An 18,256-nucleotide genomic window follows, 5' to 3' on the forward strand; every position below is an offset into this window, starting at 1 on the left:
GAAAGGATATTTGGGTATTAGTAGTTATTATTAATGAACTTTTGTGTTAATCTAGATCTTTATGTTCTTTAAAAAGTGCTGATTATTAAAATGATTTAAGTTTCCGATTCCAAATACAGGCAGAATTTCCGGAGGTTTTCAGGGTTCATTTCTTTGTTTTTTTGGGATTTGAGGTAGGTTTTTCCTTTCTCCCATTGGCTTCCGGCAATCCATTTTAACCCTTTTTTTCCTTTGGGGAGGTCTGTCCATTGATCGCCTTGGAGCCAAAAATAGCGGATAGAAGCTTCATAGACCACCTTTTTGGGACCCCGGTGATGGGTGTTTTCCAGTAGAGAAGCATCCTTGACCTTCAGATTTTCCGCCAGAAGGATGCCATCGATATTTTCATAGATCACTTCAAAAAGATGCCATTGCCCTTCTTTGAGGTAAGCTTGAAATTTCCTACAGGGTTGGGCATAGGTTTCCACGAAGGCCAATTTGGATAAGTTTACCTTGTAAATGGGACCGTTTTCTTTTTGGACAAACAGCTGGTTTTTTTCAGGATAAAAGTTGAAATAAATTGGGTCCATCAAGGTGCCATCTTGATACATCAGCATCCCTTCAATCAGGCCATCAAACAAAAGCGGATGACCCTCAACCTTGGTGCTGTCACTTTCAAAACGGAATTTGACATGTTTTCCGAGACCGATGTCATACAACAGTTGGTAACCCTCCTGATTATGGATAACCTGTGCATGCAGCTGAGGGCCTACATTCGATTCGAGCCAAAAAAGCAAAAAGATCAGTTTGAAAACCCTTTTCATTAAATCTTAATTTACAGGTTAAAGGTAATGCCAGCCCTTGCCTTGTACAGGTGAAGTGGATCATGCCACTAAAAGCGGAGCGGGTATTTTTACTTAAATAAATTTAAAAAAATGAATTCTGATTTCCTTGGCATTTTTCACTGATTATCAAATGATTAAAAATGATTTTCGCAAAAATCAAAGGACCTTTTGGTGCTTCCGATTGCTCCTATACTTTCGTTAAGATTGGAATTTAATAAGTAAAGGAAATAAACTTTTGTATTTTTCTGATGTTTTATAAAGTAGACAAAATGAATGAAAATAATGAAAGTAGACAAGACAGCATCTGAATGGAAAGAAATACTAAGCCCTGAAGAATACCGTGTGTTGAGGGAAAAAGGGACTGAAAGAGCCTTTACTGGTGAATACTACCTGAACAAGGATACCGGAATCTATGAATGCAGGGCCTGTGGCAATGAGATTTTCCATTCGGAACACAAGTATGACAGTGGATGTGGATGGCCGAGCTTTACCCATCCCGTAAGTGACGCTGCCATTGAAGTGAAAATGGACTACTCCCACGGGATGGTTCGTGAAGAGATTCTATGTGCGGCTTGTGGTAGTCACTTGGGACACCGTTTTCCGGACGGGCCCAAGGATCAGGGAGGCATCCGCTACTGTATCAATTCGATTTCTATGGGCTTTAAGAAAAAATAATGGGTTTCTATTTTAAATTGAAGTTTGCTATGCCTTACAATCCCTAATTTCAATAACAGATTCGTCCACTTATTGGAAGACTTCTACGGTTTGGTGTTTTGAAAATCAATGCTTTGCACTTTTAATTTGCAGAATTTTGTATAAATTTGATTAAATGGACTTTGGGATAACCAAACGATTTAAACGTAAAATCATTATTGGAAGTGTTTGCATCATTGGATTTGAATAGAACACTTTACTCTCCCCCGTTTCTTGCCTATTTTTGATTAATAAACCTTGGCTTATGAAAGGAAGATTGGATTGCTTCATTTTGATTTTTTTGTTCACACTTACAGGTTTGTCCGCACAGACAGCGATTCATGTGGATTTTGAAAACAAGACCAGCAGTAAAATGCCCACCCTTCAACCCGGTGATGCTTATAGAATCATGGTCAGTAATATCAACATGAACCTTTACAAGGTGGCGGTGATATCCGACGACAAGCCAAATCCTTACCCGAATACTGAATTGGTCCCTTACCCGTTCGACAATCCCCCGGAATGGTTTTCTTTGTCTTTTGAGAAAATGTCAGAATTTGTTTTTTGGGAAGAGTTTTCAGTTCCCCAAGTGAGCAACAATGTTAAAATCGTTGGGGCCAAAATGAAGGATCAGAAGCCGGATATGATGGAATTGTTGACCCGACACAATCAATTGGTTGATAAGCTCAATAATTTGGTCTTGATGATGCGACAAAAGCAAATCAGTGCTTTCGAAGAAGGGCCTTCTCCCAACAGCTACTTCAATTATGATCAGGCCAAAAGAGATTTGGATCAAGTTCAGAATGACTTGAGGAGATTTGGCCAAAACGTCAACGAAAAAAAAGAGAGTTATCTGGCTTTTACCGCGCAATACAGGGAAGAAGTGACCCGCTGGAGGGAATTTAATCAAGCGGACAGGTCCCTGAGGAGCGCCTTAGATAGTTTGTCGGCTTCCAAAGAAAGAATGTCAGCGGCGTTAAATCCGGAAACCACTTTGCAGATGCTTAATGCATTGATGTTTATCAAAGAAAAAAAAGGCAATTACATTTCTTTGCCGCTTTATTTTGATCCCAATAACAAACCGCCCGTGTTGAAAATAGAGCCCAGAAGGTCGGGTTTCAACTTGGCTACCTATGAAATGCCCATTGTCATACAGGAACCCCTATCCCGGCAATATTGGTCTGTGGGGCCGGCTTTTTATGGCAGTACCCTTAGCAATGAGTCTTACCGGGTAGTTCCTCCTTTATCGGATGGAGATGCCTCCTATTCCATAGAACAAAGAGAAACCCCGGGTATAGAAATCGGCATGGCGGCTTTGGTTCGTTACGGAATGCTATCCCAGGACATCGATAAATTGGGATACCATGCGGTTTTAGGCCCTGGGATTTCGTTTACAGAAAAGGTTAGATGGCGCACGCTTTATGGTATAGGCGCCTCTTATGGAACCAAATACAAGGCAACTTTCGACATAGGTGGCATTACGGGGCCGGTAGATCGATTGGATACGGTTTTCGACCCTGAACTGACTTATTTGGAAAATCCCGGGAATGTGAATGGAAGTGCTTTGCGGACTGGGTTTTTCTGGTCCATTGGTTTTGCCTTTACTTTTTAAGGAAGTTTCAATCTTCAAAATGCACTTGGATGTTTTCTAATCTGATCTCTGAAAGCATTTCCAATGCTCCTTCTTCATAGAGCGCCTGCATTTCATCCAATTTTGTTTTTGGATCTGTTGGCATATAGTTTTCATAATCCAGAAAAAGGATGCCATCCACCCAATGTTCTTTTACCGCTTTTCTAAATCTTACACCTCCCCCATCGGTGATATAAGAATAAGCCATGAATTTGATCTGAAAGCTTTCTTGGTCAATCCAATATAGAAATTCGTCCTCAAAGTCCTCTCCACCCCCTTCTTCTAAAAAAGTCACATGAATCAGATGGTAGGTATTTCCATTTAAATTGCTGTCAGGAAGCTGGGTTTTACGGACAGCCTTGTCATTGAGACCATAAGGCACATAGGCAAAATAGGCCACCGAATTCACTGAGTTGGAAAAGGCCTTTTCTCTTTCAGCGGTGACATTCACCACTTCTCCATTGATCTGTCTGGTAAAACCCCTGTTGTTCAACACATCTTTGACTTGTCCCAAGGAGTCGGCATAAAATTCCCGGCTATACTCGAATTGATTTGCATTTTTATGCATGGTATAGTGGATCTTTCTGAAATCAAAGCTGACATGTGCTTTTTCATAAAGCGTCCCTCCATGTGCTTCAATGGATCGGTCAATGATGTTATCGGCAGAAGTTCTTGACCTACAGGCGGAAAAAAAACAAGAACTTAGAAAGATGAATAATAAAGTAAGCTTAATGTTATTCATTATTTTGGTTTTAAGATTGACTGATTTAAAATACACTAATCAAAATACCGAATCGGGCTAGCAGGTAATAGGTTTATAGGTTTTTATATTATAAAGGCTTCAATATCAAATAAATAGATGATAATTTTGACCATTTAAATGAAGTAAAATTGTGGATTCAAAGAGTCATTTCCAAAATAACCTGATCCCGGCATTGCTGTCCATTTTCATATAAAGGTTGGGGATAATGATTCAGGAAATAATCTTTGACCCGATTCAACTCACTGAAGCCCAATTTTTTATACAGCCTTAATTGATTCAAACTGGTATCTGCGGTGGCGATTCGGGCCATGCGAAATCCTTTCTTTTTTATCGTTTCTTTGGCGTGTCGCAGTAAGGCCGTCCCTATTCCCATCCCTTGCCATTTGGGATCCACCGCTACATTTTTGATTTCTATGGCCCGGGCATTGATAGCCATGATTACATAGACACCTACCAAGTTGCCCTCTATTGTTGCAAGAAATAGCTGTGATTGGTTTAAGTAGATTTCTATTTGTCTTTGAGAAGGGTCTGCCAGCAACAATAAATCAATGGGCACTTCTTCCCCCTCTTTCCATTGGTGGATGTTCAATCTATGGTTTGTTGTATTGAACTGATTCATTTGAGAAGATAATTAGCATACCTGTATTTTGCCCTTAAATCATGTCTGTTACCTAAGGAATCCACCTTATAACTCTCCGTTTCAGAAGGAAATAAAACTTTTTTCCTTTCATCCCATCCTAGGTAGTGGACCTGATTGTAGTGGTCTCCTGTCTTGACCCTGTACGCAACCAACCTATGCGTATTGGGATCAAAAAAATGCAACCGGATATCAGAGGAAGTATCGGATGAAGTCAAATAGCTTGCCTGAACACACTCAGCCATCTCCCCATCGGGCATTTGAACCAATCCCCGATAACTTAACACTATTTCTGGATCTTTCAGTTTAAATGGCAAAGCAAGGGCATAAAAAGCAGCATCCAGATCCTTTTGCTTGGCCTGTAAAAAGGATGGATTCTTGATCTCATTTCCACCCAACCTATACCGAACTTCATTTCCATCATAAAATAGCCTATGGGCCAAACTGTCAACGTTCCATTTAATTTCACCTTGAAAAATTGGATTCAATCTGTATTCGTGAAATTCCAATCTTCTGCTTTCTTCATTCCCTGTCTCATCAAACAGTATGGTTTCTTTTTCAAAGCTTAGGGTTTGTATGCTTTCCCAAGCTGCCCAACTCCCGTGAACTTCGATGGATTCATTGACAATCCGATGGGCTTCCTCGTCCCTTTTATCACCGCAAGCCAAAAAAAACCAACCTAATATCAAGAAAAAGAGGTAGCTCCTTCTTGATGAAAAAAGATTTAAAAAACTTGAAATAAGTTCAAATAACATATTGTAAATCAATTATTTATTCATTTAAATTTGTTTTGATAGAAAGCTTTGGTTTCGGACGATAGTCCCAAAGCAAGGCCAAAGTTAATCCAAGATATTCCAAAAACAACCAAAGAGGATTTTCCTGAAAATTTTCATTGGAATAAGCTTGATAGGAAAAGAAAACCAAATAAGACCAAGCCAAAAAGGCAATTCTATGGGTCAAAATGGAAATCGCAATGGGTGGAATAAGGTACCATGGATGTATGACGGGATTCAGCAAGAAGTAAATCAGATAAATGATCAGCCAAACCTCCAATAATCTTTTGACATCACTTTTTACCACCATTTGTACAGAAACCCATAAAATGCCCAAAAGACTGAGAAGAGACAGGATTGGACTTAAGGTACCTATCAGATTGTAGCCTTTGACCCAAAATCCTATCTGCCGGAATATATAATAAATCGATGCATTGAATTCAAATTTCCCCTGGTAGAGCCGGATGCTCTGCCAAACATTTTCATAGCTCCCTTGTATCAACAATGGACCAAAACATATCCCAATCACAATAGTGGCAACTGCTACAAAGCCCAGCCAATATTTTCCCCTTAAGAAAGACAGGACAGCAGGAAAAAGCATCAATGGGTTTAACTTTACGGCTACCGATAATCCCATCCAAATGCCTGTTAGCGAAGCATTAGATTTGGCTAAGGCAAAGATTCCACCCAGAAGGAAAGTCAGCATAAGGCCTTCAAAATGAAGGTTCCCGGTGATTTCCATAATCACCAAAGGGTTGAAGGCATAAAGATACAAGCGATTGGTTGATAGCTTTAAATACCTGAACAATTGAAGCAACAACCAAAAAGCCATCCCTTCACAAAGTATGATTAGTAAGCGAAGCGTGATGACTGCTTTGATCAATTCCCCATCAGCTATCCATGCAGACAGCATGAACAACAATTGATTGCTGGGTGGATATACGCTGTAGTATTGGGGAGAGTTAAGTTGACCGAACCATTCCTGAAGATGGGTCTGATCTTGATCCTCACGGTTTATGATTTGTTCTGGGGTATTCAAATAGGGATTTTCCCTATTCAAAAGCATTTCTCCATCCCAAAAAAACCGCACATAATCATCTGACCAATTGGGAGTTAATGGTAGTAAAGTCAAGCGTATTAAAAGACCGAAAACAAAAATTGACCTGTATTCAATTTGTCCTTTTTTTATTAGATTCCAACCAATAAGGTAGAGCAAAAAGAGTGCGGAATACAAGGTTAAGGCTAAACTGAATTCAGTTCTATCCACCCCATAAGCCAGCCAAGCCAATAACAACACGAAAAAAACCAATAATCCAATCAGAATCGGTTTGTTCTTCATTTTCCGATGTTCAAAGAATCTCGCCAAACCTGATCTTCATTTCCGGTTCTGGTCCAATAATCCAGTTTAAGGCTTCCTTTCCTAGTTGCTTTGGTGATTTCTTCGCTGCCGTCAGTTTTGATGGAAATTTCCTCCCAAGACATGATTTCATAGGGAAAAATGGATTGAAAACGAATCTTAAGGATTCTTTTGCCGTTGGTGTAGGCCACTTTGAGTTCTCTCAAGCTTTCATCTTCTGTGTCTTCCAAGCTGATTTCCGCCTCAGATACTTCCCATTCCTCTTTGGTAAACCTTTGCTGTATCAAGGAAGGAATAAGCTCTACCTTTCCTAAAGGTACCTGTTGGGGTCCTAATCGTATCAAATTCCATAATTCGTCCTCCGCCAGTCCCTTTACACTGAAGTTGTCATCCCCCTCCTGCTCGAAATAAGAGAAAAGTTTACCCTGATATCCTTTTCCTTTAAGATTAAGCTGGGTGAAGGATTGTCCGCACCATTCCTGAGAAGACAAAGTCAGTTTAACCGCCCTTTGGTGTTCCCGGACGGGTGTGAACACGGACAGCATCATGTGATAAGGATAAATTCCAGTTACAAATTCCCGTGTTTGGTTCATCTTAAGCACTGTTTGACCGTCCTTGCTGCCTTGTTTGAGCTCATCCAATTTCACTTGCTTTTTTTTTGAAAAATCCTCCGTAACAAATATCAGGACGGCTTCTCCTACCCTAGCTTCCCCATAACGGTATTGAATCAGGTCATAACTGTTGAGTTCAGCCTGCCCCTGAAACCAGTAGCCGCCCCATGTTTCCAGATCGATTTGACTTCTATTTCCTGGTCCGCAAGCAGACAAAGCAAAGCTGATCAAGAACAAGGCACTCCAAATTCGGTTGGTCATAATTTCTTTTTGGATTTGGTGGAATATACCATTAAATCAACAATCAGTAAACAAGTGGTGCCTTAAAAAAGGTTTCTATCGGTAAAATTGTCTATGTTTTGACTGAATTCAATTGAAATAAAGTACAATTTCACTCCTTCAAAATGGACCAAAATATGATCTGATGATTTGGTCAGGCTTCAAGTCTGAGTCCATATGACACCCCAAAAGGCCAAATTCAAGTAAAGTAGAGGTATTCTGGTTAGTTTTTCAAAGATAAATAGCGGAATTCCTTTTGTTAATCAAGAATCAGCCTATTTTTATGGGTTGAAAAATGTAAGATGCACATTGACAAGTCTCATGTACCTGTATCGGTATTCTTCCTTCTTGCGGCCCCACATGGGTTAAGTTCTGGGTTTGTTTCTGTTACCCTTCCTTATGTATTGGTACAGCACGGCTTTTCAGTGGCTACCGCGGCTTCTATTACGGCCATAGGCTTATCTGCATTGATGTGGAATTTTTTGTGGGCTCCGATCATAGATCTCAGCTTTAGCTTACACAGGTGGTACTTGATTGGAGTTGCTTTTTGTGCCCTTTCTCTGATCTCCGTGGGTTTTATCCCTTTGGATGTGGAGATGACAGGAGTATTTATGGGGGTGGTTTTTATTTCTCAGGTGGCTGGATCCATCAGCGTTATTCCGGTGGGTGGTTTTATGGCCAAAACGGTTCCTGTTTCTAAAAAGGGAAAAGCTGGCGGTTGGTATGAGGCTGGGTATTTGGGAGGCTTGGGGGCCGGCGGAGGGGCTGGCATCTGGTTGACGGAACATGTAAACTACATGACTTCCCTGATGGTCATCGCAGCTGCCATCCTGTTTTGTGCGATGGGATTGATTTTTCTTCCTTCCATCAAAGCTACCCAAGGCACCCTATCTGATCGACTCAAACTGGTCAAAAAGGACATTTCCAGCCTATTTCATTCAAAAATAGCACTGGTCAGCCTTGCCATTATCCTCACTCCCATCGGCATAGGGGCAGGTTCCTACCTTTGGTCCTCCGTGGCTTCCAACTGGCAGGTAGATGCAGACACCATTGCTTTGGTTACTGGGGTGTTGAGTGCATTGGTGAGTGTATTGGGCTGTTTGTTTGGAGGTTGGTTTGCTGACAAAAAGGACCAATGGTGGGCTTTTTTCGGAGCAGGTGGACTGATGGCTTTGGTCACCTTGGTCATGGCATTTTCACCCTCTGTTCCTTTTGTGTATGTGTCTGGAGTTTTGGTTTATGCATTTGCCACTGGCATGGCCTACGCAGGCTTCCTGGCCATCGCTTTGCATGCCGTAGGAAAAGGGTTGGCTTCTACCAAAATGGCCATCTTTATTTCTCTGGGTAATTTTGCGCCGGTCTACATGACAGCATTGGACGGATGGGTGCATGATACTTTCGGCATCCGGCACATGCTTTTGTTTGAGACCCTGCTCGGTGCTTTTTTCATTTTCTCTTGCATCCTTCTGCTGGTCAAACTGCGCGTACCAAGCAAAAGACAAATGGAAATGGTCTCAGAATGATCCAAAACCTGTATAGCATCCTTTGCCCTATGTCTAAGCTTTGATCTTACCCAATGAAAGCAAATCAAGCCAAGGTTTTTTTTTAAACCACATAGTTACATCGTTCACATATAGTTTTTGGAAAACGAAGAATTTTGAAAAACTAGATGACCTACTGTGCCCTATCTGGTAAAAACTTTGGCAGAACAGAAAATCAATTGAAAAAATCTTTATTAAATATTTTACAACATAGGAGATATATGGTTCATTTAAAGATTTATTGACCATTGGTCAAATTCACTTTGATGTCAGGTTCAGACTGAAAAACCATTCTGCAAAGGCTGCCCAAAGATCCCATTCAGGCAAAACAAAAACTGACACATGGTAAGTTAACAGTATGGCAAATACATAGACAAATACCGACTTTTTGTTGCCGGATCTGAAATCCAGTAGCATTAATAGAACCAACAAAGCATCTGCCAATGCAAACCCGAAGAAAGGAACCACCGGTTTGTCATACAGTTTGGGAGCATAATCCACCAAAGCGGGTAAGTAGATATGGATGATCCGATCTGTGACCGGAGTAAACATGGGGAATATCGTACTAATCATAAAGCGGGCATGGGTGGGGCTGTCTTTTCGAAACCATAGACCCAATCCATATAAAATGGCCAACACTAGGGTAGCATTGAACATCAGTGCAAATTCGTACAACTCGAATTTTTCACCGCGGCCCTCCCAACCCAAAGTGGCGTGGATCAGTAAAAGCGTAGCCAGGATCAAAAAAGGAAAAAAGATGATGGAGATTTTGCCGGTCAGGCGATGAATCGCGTAACGCTTGGTTTTGATCAAAGTGGCCTGCAGGATCAAAATCAGACACCACAGGGTCATGGCAATACCATGAAAATGAATGTAAAATGGATAGCTCATTCCCAAATAACCATAATAACCCCTCCAAAAAGCAAGCAGTGCGGCCATAAAGAATGCGGCAAAGACATAGATGCTTTTTTGAAACAGTAGTTTTTGAATTTTCAAGAATTTTATCTTTATAAATTAACGTAGGTTATTAGCATCTAATCGGTCTAAAGGACAACTCATTGTATAAATGTTTCAGATATCTTACGTTTCCCGTATTAGGCCTAAATTGAGCTAAATTCGAGTATACACATTACAAACCATGTAAATCAACCCATCATTCCCTTTTATTTCCAAAAGATTTATCCGGATACGCGGGTGGGTCTGGAACAGGTCTCGGATCCTTTTGGATCAATTCCTGTAAGTGCTTGATCGCAGCTTCAAGTTGGGCGTCTTTGCCATCAAAGGTGGCTTTCGGAAGATTGATCACCTCTATATCCGGAATGAATCCCTCTCCTTCGATCAGCCACTCCCCTTCTTCACCATATACCCCCATCATGGGTGCCCTCGCTATGCCCCCATCACTAAGGGTATTGACACCTGAAAGCCAGACCTCACCTCCCCAGGTACGTGCACCAATGGCCTGTCCCAGTTCCAGCCTTCTGAATCCCTCTGCAAAGGCCTCCCCGTCAGATGCGGTAAATTCATCAACCAAGAGCACCAAATGCCCCCGGAATGCGTACTGCATGTTCCAATAGGGTGCCCCACTTCGGCTTTTCCAGTAAAAGAAGGCTTCACGCATCAGTTTTTCCAAAATAAAGCTGTCTATATTCCCCCCTCTATTAAGCCTCACATCGATGATCAAACCTGATTTCTTGTATTGTGGATAAAAATCCCGGTACCATTGACCAATGTCATTGGCCGTCATGGCACGGAGGTGAACATATCCTATCTGACCATCCGAAGCGGCCTCAGTCTGAAGCTTCCTGCTGTATTCCCACTCGTTGTACCTCAGGTTGGCTTCTGCACCGGCAGTCATGGGTTTGAGGATGCGGTCTGCATTCTTTATTCCTGAGGAGTTTAAGGTTGACAGCCGAACCTGTTGCCCTGCTTTGCCTCTTAACAACTGATGGATATCAGGCACCTCCATGACATCAATTCCATCCACATGGGTAATGACATCGCCTTCATTGAGGTTGACATCGGGATGGGAAAGTGGGGACATTTCGTCGGGATAATCAGGGTCGCTTTGGTAAATGTGCACAATGCGGAAACCTTTTGGGGAACTGCTTCGCGTTATCCGGGCACCTAAAAAAGCAAGGTCCACTTGGTCTGAACCGGTTCTTAGATCACCTCCCCCCACGCTGGTATGCAATACACTCAGTTCCCCAATCAGTTCTCCCATCACATCCGACAATTCTCTACGGGTAGTTACCCTAGTGGCCAGGGTCAGGTACTTTTTATACATTTTATCCCAATCAATTCCATGCATGTTGGCATCATAAAAATAATCCCGCTCCATTCGCCATGCATCCCTGTACAACTGTATCCAATCTTCCTTGGGGTTGATGGAAAACTGCCATTTGCTGAGGTCAAGTTTGTAGGGAGTCAAATCACCCAGTGGACTGTCTTTCAATTCGGCAACATAATGGTTACTGCCAACGGTGAACAGGATATGTTTTTTGTTGAGTGAACTGCTAAAGCTTTTCACATCATCCACAAAAACCTTTTGCTCTGCTTTGGAACTGATCGGGATGTACTTGATCGGTGTTTTTTCACCGGTCGGTGAAGGCATCTGATTGGAATAGATGGCCATGCCCGGTCCCACTTCCTGATAAAACAAAGCCTTTTCTGTCACCAACAGATTTCTGTAATTGCCAGCCGGTACAGGAACTTCCCTCAAGCGTTCCATTAAACCTTCTTCATCCACGGTGACTTTGACATCCCCCTCTTGCTTCTTGGGTTCCTGTTTCAATTCATGGTTGAAGTGGAAGGGTGAAACCAGGTCCTTTTGGAGAGAAATGTGGTAAATTTTCATTTGTTTTTCCCAGAATGGCTCTGGCTGTCTGGTTCCCCAAGGAGAATTGATTCTGGATTGGAAATTTCTGTCACTAAGAAAATAGATCCATTCTCCATCAGGACTCCATTGGGGATTGAGGCTGTTGGCCCGGTCTGATGTAAGTGGAATCCGTTTCTGGTCAGAGACCTTAAAGAGGAACAATTGCATAAATCCATTGGAAGCGGCCTGCCCGTAAGCCAGCCATTCGCTGTCTGGAGACCAAGTCATCACACTTGATACACTTTCCTCGCTTTCAGTCACTTGTATTATTTTTCGTGAGATTTTATTCAAGATCCAGATCTGCTGTTTTAAATCCCTAAAAGCTATTTTGTTGTCATCTGGCGAAGGAACTGGATCAAACCTCAAAATCTGTCCTCCTGAGGTAAGTGGCTTGCCTTTATCCAAACCCAAACTGTTGTATTCATAGAGTTCAAATTCCCCACTTGCATCTGAAAAAACCAAAACCTCTGACCCGTCATTAGAAAAAACCGCATCCCTGAATCTGACTCCGTCTTTTCGATCCAGTCTTACGGTTCTGCCTTCTTTCACAGGCAATACAAATGCCCTTCCCCTAGCGGTTAGAACAACATTTTTCCCATCATTGCTCACTGAAGCACTGCTAATGGACTTTTCAGGGTCAGTTACCCATTTCTCTCTCATTTGGTCAAAATCAGATACCAGATGAACTTGGATTGGTTCTCTTTGTCCATCCAATAGGTTCATCCGATAAAGGTCGGCCCCTACCCTATAAACCATTTGTTCCGCAGAAAATGCCGCTTCTCTGACATCAAAACTTTTTTCATGGGTATGTTGCTTCAAGCCATCACCTGATTCTGTCATAGACCATACATTCATGATCCCGTCTCTCGCTGAAAGAAAGTAAACCCTTCCCTGATGGAACACCGGATGGTGATCTTCGCCCTTGTAATCTTTGGTAAGCTTTACCGCTTCCTCCTCTCCTGCTGAATATTTCCATATTTGACGGGCTGTACCCCCTTCGTAGCGCTTGGTTACATTGTTGTGGAAAGTAGGTCTTACAAAATAATAGGTCTGACCATCGGTGCTGAAACTGCCTTCCGCTGCCATTTCCAAGGGAAGGATGGTTTTCTCTCCCGTTGAAATATTGACAGTTACTGTGTTCAACCTAGGTGCTGTTGCATATTGTCCGGTGACGTAAGCCAATTCATTGGCTGATTTCCAAGCGGTAGGAATGGAAGGGCTAGCCTCATAGGTCAATCGCTTCGGTATACCGCCAGACACCGGAATGATGTATACTTCTGTGGGTCCTTCATAGGAGGCCGCATAGGCTACCCATTTGCCGTCGGGAGAAATTTTTGGAGAGGACTCCTCTCCGGCATGTGTGGTGAGTCTAGCGGCCTCACCACCCCGAAGCATAACTTTCCAAATGTCACCTTCAGCCACAAATACCACCTGATCTCCCTGTACATCAGGTTGCATCAGATAGGGTTTGGCATCTTGGCTCTGTACTGCCTGAAAAAACATCAGACAAAAGAAAAGAGAAATGTAGCGATATCGGATCATTGGGAAGAAATTAAAGGTAATATTCATCTGTATAAGCCTTGAGGCGTTAGGATTAGGTTGTGTTTTTGTCTCAAGCAAATTAGCCAAAAAAGCGAAATTAACAGGCCATTTACTTTTTGAATGGAATAATATGGATGAGTAAGGTCTCACAATGAATTAATGGTTTTAACCTATATACGTTTATTAAAATGTGGTCCTTCACGATATAGGGAATACAATGGTTTTTCGGTTGAACAAAAATCACTTAAAAAACACGTTTTAACACAAAAAAGAATCGGGTGATATTTATTTATTCTGTGTGATAAAATCGAAGACGAAATGAGCCATCATTCATTTAGCCATTAAAAAATTATGTTTTTTTTATAGAAGCGATTTAAATCGTAATAGACAAATTCTTAAGTCAAATATAAAAAGACGAAATATATAGACTGTTTTTTGTATTTTGTAAAGGTATTTGATAAATCAGCCAAACATGAAACCAAAACCCAGATTAAGGGAACGATACCTGAAATTTATTTTTGAAAAGGAGCGTATCAAAACTGTAAATGATCTACATCTGATCTATTCTGAAAATAAGATAGAGAAAAAAACAAAAGCAACAAAAATTGGTCAGTCGGCTTTAGCGATTTGGAAAAAAGGAGAACAATTTAATTTACAGATAACCCCTTACCCGGATTTTAACTTCAGAGACTCGTCTAATAAAAAACAAATTTTTGCTTCCTATTTTAAGAAAATCCTAATCGAAATAAAACTTTTTTCGGGTAGCCATTTATCAAATCGCCTGAATGTTTGTTTTGCTTATTTTAAGTAGCCGGGATGTTTAGCATAATCGTTAAAACCAATTTTAATCCAAAAACAGTGAGAATGACCCCTACACCCAATAAAAGTCTAATCGCCATCCTTTTTGCTTTTGCTTCTATTTTTTCATGTAATCAAAGAGCGGAAGTTTCCTTTCCCGAAAGTAAGTTTGGTTATGAATTTCCGGAAACCAAGCCTTTCCAAATGCCGGAACCCAAGTCCTTTGAATGGAAAGAAATCCATCCTGACAGCGTGGTAGTTTCTAAGGTCTCTTTTGATATGGACAAGCTGCCATCCATTCCATTTTCTTTGAATGAATTCAAGCCACTAAAAAAACCAATGGATGTGCAGCCTTTGGATTGGGAAAATCTTCCAGAGATATCATTAAACCTGGATACTATCACTTCAATTCCCCTAGTAGTAAAGCATTCCATTTTACCCGAACCCACGGTATCCGAAATCATCGAGTCTATCGCACCCAATACAACTTCCGGCTCCATAAACATGATGCTTGAAAAGGGGAATTATGGTTTGACTACTGCAGGGTTGATTCTAGACGATCAAAATTTTGTTTGGCAAGCCAATAGAAAGAATCTTATCAAAGTTATTGGGAATCGTTTTTTTTCCTATCCCATTGTTTCAGAAATATCAACTGATTTAATCATTAAGTTAAACAGAGATCAAAATGGTAACCTTTGGATTTCAACTTTAGGTAAAGGTGTTTTCAGGGTCAATACCAAAACGCAAATTATCACAAACTACAATTTACCGGGAGACTTCCCCAATTTTATTTACAATGTAGAATCTGATGAAAATGGTTTGTTATGGATGTCCAGTATCGGTGATGCAGTATATATCTTGGATCCGGAAGCTGAAACCATCAAGCGATTGCCCATCCAAGAGCTCGAAGGTAATTCGGGAAATGCAGCGATTTCCATCAAAAAGGATAAACAAAACAACCTATGGATAAGCAATCGGTCGGATATTTCAGTCATTTCCCCGGATAGAAAATCCTTTAAAAAAATCAAAAAAGAGCAGGGATTGTTGGACGGTATTAAAACAGGATTTTTTGAAGATTCGGCAGGAAATATGTGGATTGAATCTATTGAATCGCAAGGTGCTCAGGTCATCTCTACTGCCCAAAAAACAATTTCCACCCTGGGAAAGGAGCAGGGTTTCGATGGCAATGGGATTTTGTATGCAGAGGATCAGTTAAACCGAATCTGGATTCATGACAACAACTATTCTTATGTCATCGATCTTCAAAAAAATTCGCAAAAGCGATTGCAAACCAACTCTTCTCTCGTCAATGGACCCGTCACCAATGCTTCTTTAACTGATTCCCGGGGGAATGTTTGGTTGGGCACCAATAATGGAGGCTTATTTCTTTATGATCCTTTAGGGCCATTGCCTGAATTTTTTACAGCAAACAATGGATTTGATGGCAATGAATTTTGGGGAACTTTTGAGGATAATAGAGGCAGAATTTGGATAATGACCCACAGCAAAATCCATATCTATGATCCTTTCAAAAACGAATTGAAATTTTTGGGAACAGAACATGGAATAAGAAAACCATCTGGAATTTTCAGGCATATATTTTATCTGAGAAACAACCAGGTACTCATTACCTCAGAAGCTGGATTTTCATTGATCAATTTGGATGAGAACTCCATTACAAATGTGAATGTAAAACCGAGTCGACTCAATCTTGCTTCTTATGGTAGTATGGATCAAAATGGGAATTTATGGATCGGCACAAATTCAGGACTTGTTTGGTATAATTCGAGTTTTGATTCGGTTAAATGGCTTGACCAATCTTCCGGACTATCATTCAATATCGTCTCTGCCACATTACCAGGAAAAGATTCAAAAATTTATGTAGCGACTTACGACAAGTTAAATATTCTTGACCCCATTGAAAACAAAATCTGGCATATTGGAAAAGAAGAGGGAATGGCATCCAGTGACCTTTTGACAATTGTTCCAAGTCAAAATGGCGGTTTTTGGATTCCAACTATGGAAGGAATATCCATTTTCGATCAGGATTTCAAAACGCTTACCAATATCACCTCCAGAAACGGCCTTATTCCAGAAGATGTATACGACCTGTTAGAATCAGATGAATACTTTTATGCAGGTTCCAGCGATGGCTTGATTCAAATCCCTAAAAAGCAATTCATGGAAAATGAAGGAAGTAACCATCAATCCTTTCAACTCTATAATTACGCTAAAGGCTTCGGTTACCCATATACTGACCACAACCAAAAATCCGGTTCCTTTCTAAAAAGTGGCATGGCGCTTTATGGAGTTACCCCACTTTTGGCGGTAGCCACACAGGAACCCATTCCCAATTCCATCAGCCCTGAGGTATTTATTACGGGCTTGGACATCATGGACCAAAAAACGTCCTTTAAAAGGCTCTCGGACATTGTCAGCAATGTCAAGCCGGGAGATACTTTATGGAATGCAGACGGAAAAGTGTTCTACTTTTCCGATAGTCCCGTCGCCTCTGATGATTACCTCACCCAAAACAAAATCCACTGGGACAGTATCAGTCCAACCTTCAATCTACCCATAGGCCTTACGCTTCCCCACGACCAAAATGCCCTTCAATTCTATTTTGATAATCCGGAATCCAAAAGTCGAGGCAGCATCTTGTACAGTTACGTGCTTGAGGGATATGAGGACAGCTGGTCCAATCCCCTTCCCGATGCCAAATCTAAGAGTTATTTTAACCTTAGTCCCGGAGCGTATACCCTAAAGGTGGTTACCAAAGGATTTAATGGTATCTGGAGCGAACCTGCTAGCCTGAAGTTCACCATCCTGCCTCCTTGGTGGCTGACCTGGTGGGGCTATTTGCTATTTGCCGTTATTTTCTCCGGAATCGTTTGGGCCATTGTCCAGGTCAGATCGAATATGCTTAAAAAAGAAAACCGGATTCTGGAAGAAAAAGTCAAACTCCGAACCTCGCAATTGGAAAAATCGCTTAACGACCTCAAATCCACCCAAGCCCAACTGATCCAATCCGAAAAGATGGCCTCGCTGGGTGAATTGACGGCTGGCATTGCCCATGAGATCCAGAATCCCTTGAATTTTGTGAACAATTTTTCTGAGGTGAGCGCTGAATTGCTGATGGAAATGGAGGCGGAATTGGATCAGGGTGACCTTGCAGAAGCTAAATCGCTCTCCAGAGATATCCGTGAAAACCTCCATAAAATCAGCCACCACGGAAGGCGCGCAGATTCCATTGTCAAAGGGATGTTGCAACACAGCCGGGGAACAACGGGCGAAACCAAGCCAACCAATATCAACGCCATGGCAGAGGAATACCTGCGGCTTTCTTATCAGGGTTTCCGGGCAAGGGACAAGGATTTTCAAGCTGATTTCATTACTGAACTTGACCCCGATCTACCACGGGTCAATGTAGTCAGGCAGGATATGGGAAGGGTGTTGCTCAATCTGATCAACAATGCTTTTTATGCCTGTGCTGAGCGGAGTCGAAGTGCCTGTGCTGAGCGGAGTCGAAGTGCCTTTGCTGAGCGGAGCCAAACTGTTTTATCAAACCAAGACAATGAAAGTTCAAGTAAGAGCAATGGTGAAGCTTATAAACCCCTGGTAACCCTCAAAACAAAAATTCAGGATGGATATATCTTAATATCAGTTTCCGACAATGGAAATGGGATCTCCCCCGATATCAAAGACAAAATATTCCAGCCCTTCTTTACTACCAAGCCAGCAGGTCAAGGAACCGGCCTGGGATTGTCCATGAGTTATGACATTATTAAGGCACATGGGGGTGAGTTGAAAGTAGAATCCAGAGAAGGTGAGGGCAGCGAATTCATGGTATTAATTCCAACTTAGGAAGCTAAAATTATACCGCCGACTCCTTTTTATTTTATGCAAATGTGTTTAAAGGGTTGGTGATGAGGA

Annotated in this window: 13 protein-coding genes; 5 read left to right on the forward strand and 8 right to left on the reverse strand. The window is 41.5% G+C overall.

The window, feature by feature from the left end; translation table 11 throughout:
- Positions 1 to 95: 95 nt before the first annotated feature.
- Positions 96 to 803, reverse strand: coding sequence for a hypothetical protein (locus tag H1A14_RS08835; RefSeq protein WP_194775870.1), 708 nt, complete (start codon positions 801 to 803; stop codon positions 96 to 98).
- 303 nt (positions 804 to 1,106) lie between these two features.
- Between H1A14_RS08835 and msrB the strand changes: the two genes are divergently transcribed.
- Together msrB and H1A14_RS08845 are read left to right on the forward strand one after the other, a co-directional pair.
- Entirely contained in the window at positions 1,107 to 1,499 is a 393-nt protein-coding gene (gene msrB, locus H1A14_RS08840) for a peptide-methionine (R)-S-oxide reductase MsrB (RefSeq protein WP_317174863.1), read from the forward strand.
- A gap of 283 nt (positions 1,500 to 1,782) precedes the next feature.
- The gene (locus tag H1A14_RS08845) at positions 1,783 to 3,129 is read left to right on the forward strand and encodes a hypothetical protein (protein WP_194775872.1); all 1,347 of its coding nucleotides are present in this window, start codon (positions 1,783 to 1,785) and stop codon (positions 3,127 to 3,129) included.
- 7 nt (positions 3,130 to 3,136) lie between these two features.
- On the opposite strand, the gene H1A14_RS08850 is transcribed toward H1A14_RS08845, so the two are convergent.
- The 5 genes from H1A14_RS08850 to H1A14_RS08870 form a co-directional block, all read right to left on the reverse strand.
- Positions 3,137 to 3,889: a DUF6503 family protein gene (locus H1A14_RS08850; RefSeq protein WP_228527691.1), complete on the reverse strand. Its 753-nt coding sequence runs from the start codon at positions 3,887 to 3,889 to the stop codon at positions 3,137 to 3,139.
- Between the two features lie 157 nt (positions 3,890 to 4,046).
- Positions 4,047 to 4,529, reverse strand: coding sequence for a GNAT family N-acetyltransferase (locus H1A14_RS08855; protein ID WP_194775873.1), 483 nt, complete (start codon positions 4,527 to 4,529; stop codon positions 4,047 to 4,049).
- A complete protein-coding gene (locus H1A14_RS08860; protein ID WP_194775874.1) occupies positions 4,526 to 5,302 on the reverse strand; it encodes a hypothetical protein in 777 nt (258 codons plus the stop codon). The genes H1A14_RS08855 and H1A14_RS08860 overlap by 4 nt, the downstream gene beginning before the upstream one ends.
- 16 nt (positions 5,303 to 5,318) lie before the next feature.
- Positions 5,319 to 6,659 carry a glycosyltransferase 87 family protein gene (locus H1A14_RS08865; RefSeq protein WP_194775875.1) on the reverse strand — a complete coding sequence of 447 codons (1,341 nt, stop codon included), beginning with the start codon at positions 6,657 to 6,659 and terminating at the stop codon, positions 5,319 to 5,321.
- Complete coding sequence (locus H1A14_RS08870; RefSeq protein WP_194775876.1) at positions 6,656 to 7,549, reverse strand: hypothetical protein; 894 nt, start codon at positions 7,547 to 7,549, stop codon at positions 6,656 to 6,658. The genes H1A14_RS08865 and H1A14_RS08870 overlap by 4 nt, the downstream gene beginning before the upstream one ends.
- Positions 7,550 to 7,869: 320 nt before the next feature.
- Here H1A14_RS08870 and H1A14_RS08875 point away from each other — a divergent pair, with 320 nt between their 5' ends.
- Positions 7,870 to 9,090, forward strand: a complete 1,221-nt coding sequence (locus tag H1A14_RS08875; RefSeq protein ID WP_194775877.1) for an MFS transporter — start codon at positions 7,870 to 7,872, stop codon at positions 9,088 to 9,090.
- 276 nt (positions 9,091 to 9,366) lie between these two features.
- Here H1A14_RS08875 and H1A14_RS08880 read toward each other — a convergent pair whose 3' ends face one another.
- Together H1A14_RS08880 and H1A14_RS08885 are read right to left on the reverse strand one after the other, a co-directional pair.
- Positions 9,367 to 10,104 (reverse strand): hypothetical protein, encoded by a 738-nt coding sequence (locus H1A14_RS08880; RefSeq protein ID WP_194775878.1) that lies wholly within the window; start codon positions 10,102 to 10,104, stop codon positions 9,367 to 9,369.
- Positions 10,105 to 10,261: 157 nt separating this feature from the next.
- Positions 10,262 to 13,525, reverse strand: a complete 3,264-nt coding sequence (locus H1A14_RS08885) for a S41 family peptidase (protein WP_194775879.1) — start codon at positions 13,523 to 13,525, stop codon at positions 10,262 to 10,264.
- 472 nt (positions 13,526 to 13,997) lie between these two features.
- On the opposite strand from H1A14_RS08885, the gene H1A14_RS08890 reads away from it, so the two are divergent.
- Complete coding sequence (locus H1A14_RS08890) at positions 13,998 to 14,336, forward strand: hypothetical protein (protein WP_194775880.1); 339 nt, start codon at positions 13,998 to 14,000, stop codon at positions 14,334 to 14,336.
- 53 nt (positions 14,337 to 14,389) lie between these two features.
- Positions 14,390 to 18,187, forward strand: coding sequence for a sensor histidine kinase (locus tag H1A14_RS08895; RefSeq protein ID WP_194775881.1), 3,798 nt, complete (start codon positions 14,390 to 14,392; stop codon positions 18,185 to 18,187).
- The last annotated feature ends 69 nt before the right edge of the window (positions 18,188 to 18,256 follow it).

The organism is Pararhodonellum marinum (assembly GCF_015354735.1).
Classification (GTDB): Bacteria; Bacteroidota; Bacteroidia; order Cytophagales; family Cyclobacteriaceae; genus Pararhodonellum; species Pararhodonellum marinum.

Bases quoted from the DNA above. Each gene is read 5' to 3' on its own strand.
- H1A14_RS08895 (WP_194775881.1), top strand. From the start codon at position 14,390: ATGACCCCTACACCCAATAAAAGTCTAATCGCCATCCTTTTTGCTTTT.
- H1A14_RS08890 (WP_194775880.1), top strand. From the start codon at position 13,998: ATGAAACCAAAACCCAGATTAAGGGAACGATACCTGAAATTTATTTTT.
- H1A14_RS08860 (WP_194775874.1), bottom strand. From the start codon at position 5,302: ATGTTATTTGAACTTATTTCAAGTTTTTTAAATCTTTTTTCATCAAGA.
- H1A14_RS08865 (WP_194775875.1), bottom strand. From the start codon at position 6,659: ATGAAGAACAAACCGATTCTGATTGGATTATTGGTTTTTTTCGTGTTG.
- H1A14_RS08870 (WP_194775876.1), bottom strand. From the start codon at position 7,549: ATGACCAACCGAATTTGGAGTGCCTTGTTCTTGATCAGCTTTGCTTTG.
- H1A14_RS08875 (WP_194775877.1), top strand. From the start codon at position 7,870: ATGCACATTGACAAGTCTCATGTACCTGTATCGGTATTCTTCCTTCTT.
- H1A14_RS08850 (WP_228527691.1), bottom strand. From the start codon at position 3,889: ATGAATAACATTAAGCTTACTTTATTATTCATCTTTCTAAGTTCTTGT.
- msrB (WP_317174863.1), top strand. From the start codon at position 1,107: ATGAAAGTAGACAAGACAGCATCTGAATGGAAAGAAATACTAAGCCCT.
- H1A14_RS08835 (WP_194775870.1), bottom strand. From the start codon at position 803: ATGAAAAGGGTTTTCAAACTGATCTTTTTGCTTTTTTGGCTCGAATCG.
- H1A14_RS08845 (WP_194775872.1), top strand. From the start codon at position 1,783: ATGAAAGGAAGATTGGATTGCTTCATTTTGATTTTTTTGTTCACACTT.
- H1A14_RS08855 (WP_194775873.1), bottom strand. From the start codon at position 4,529: ATGAATCAGTTCAATACAACAAACCATAGATTGAACATCCACCAATGG.
- H1A14_RS08885 (WP_194775879.1), bottom strand. From the start codon at position 13,525: ATGATCCGATATCGCTACATTTCTCTTTTCTTTTGTCTGATGTTTTTT.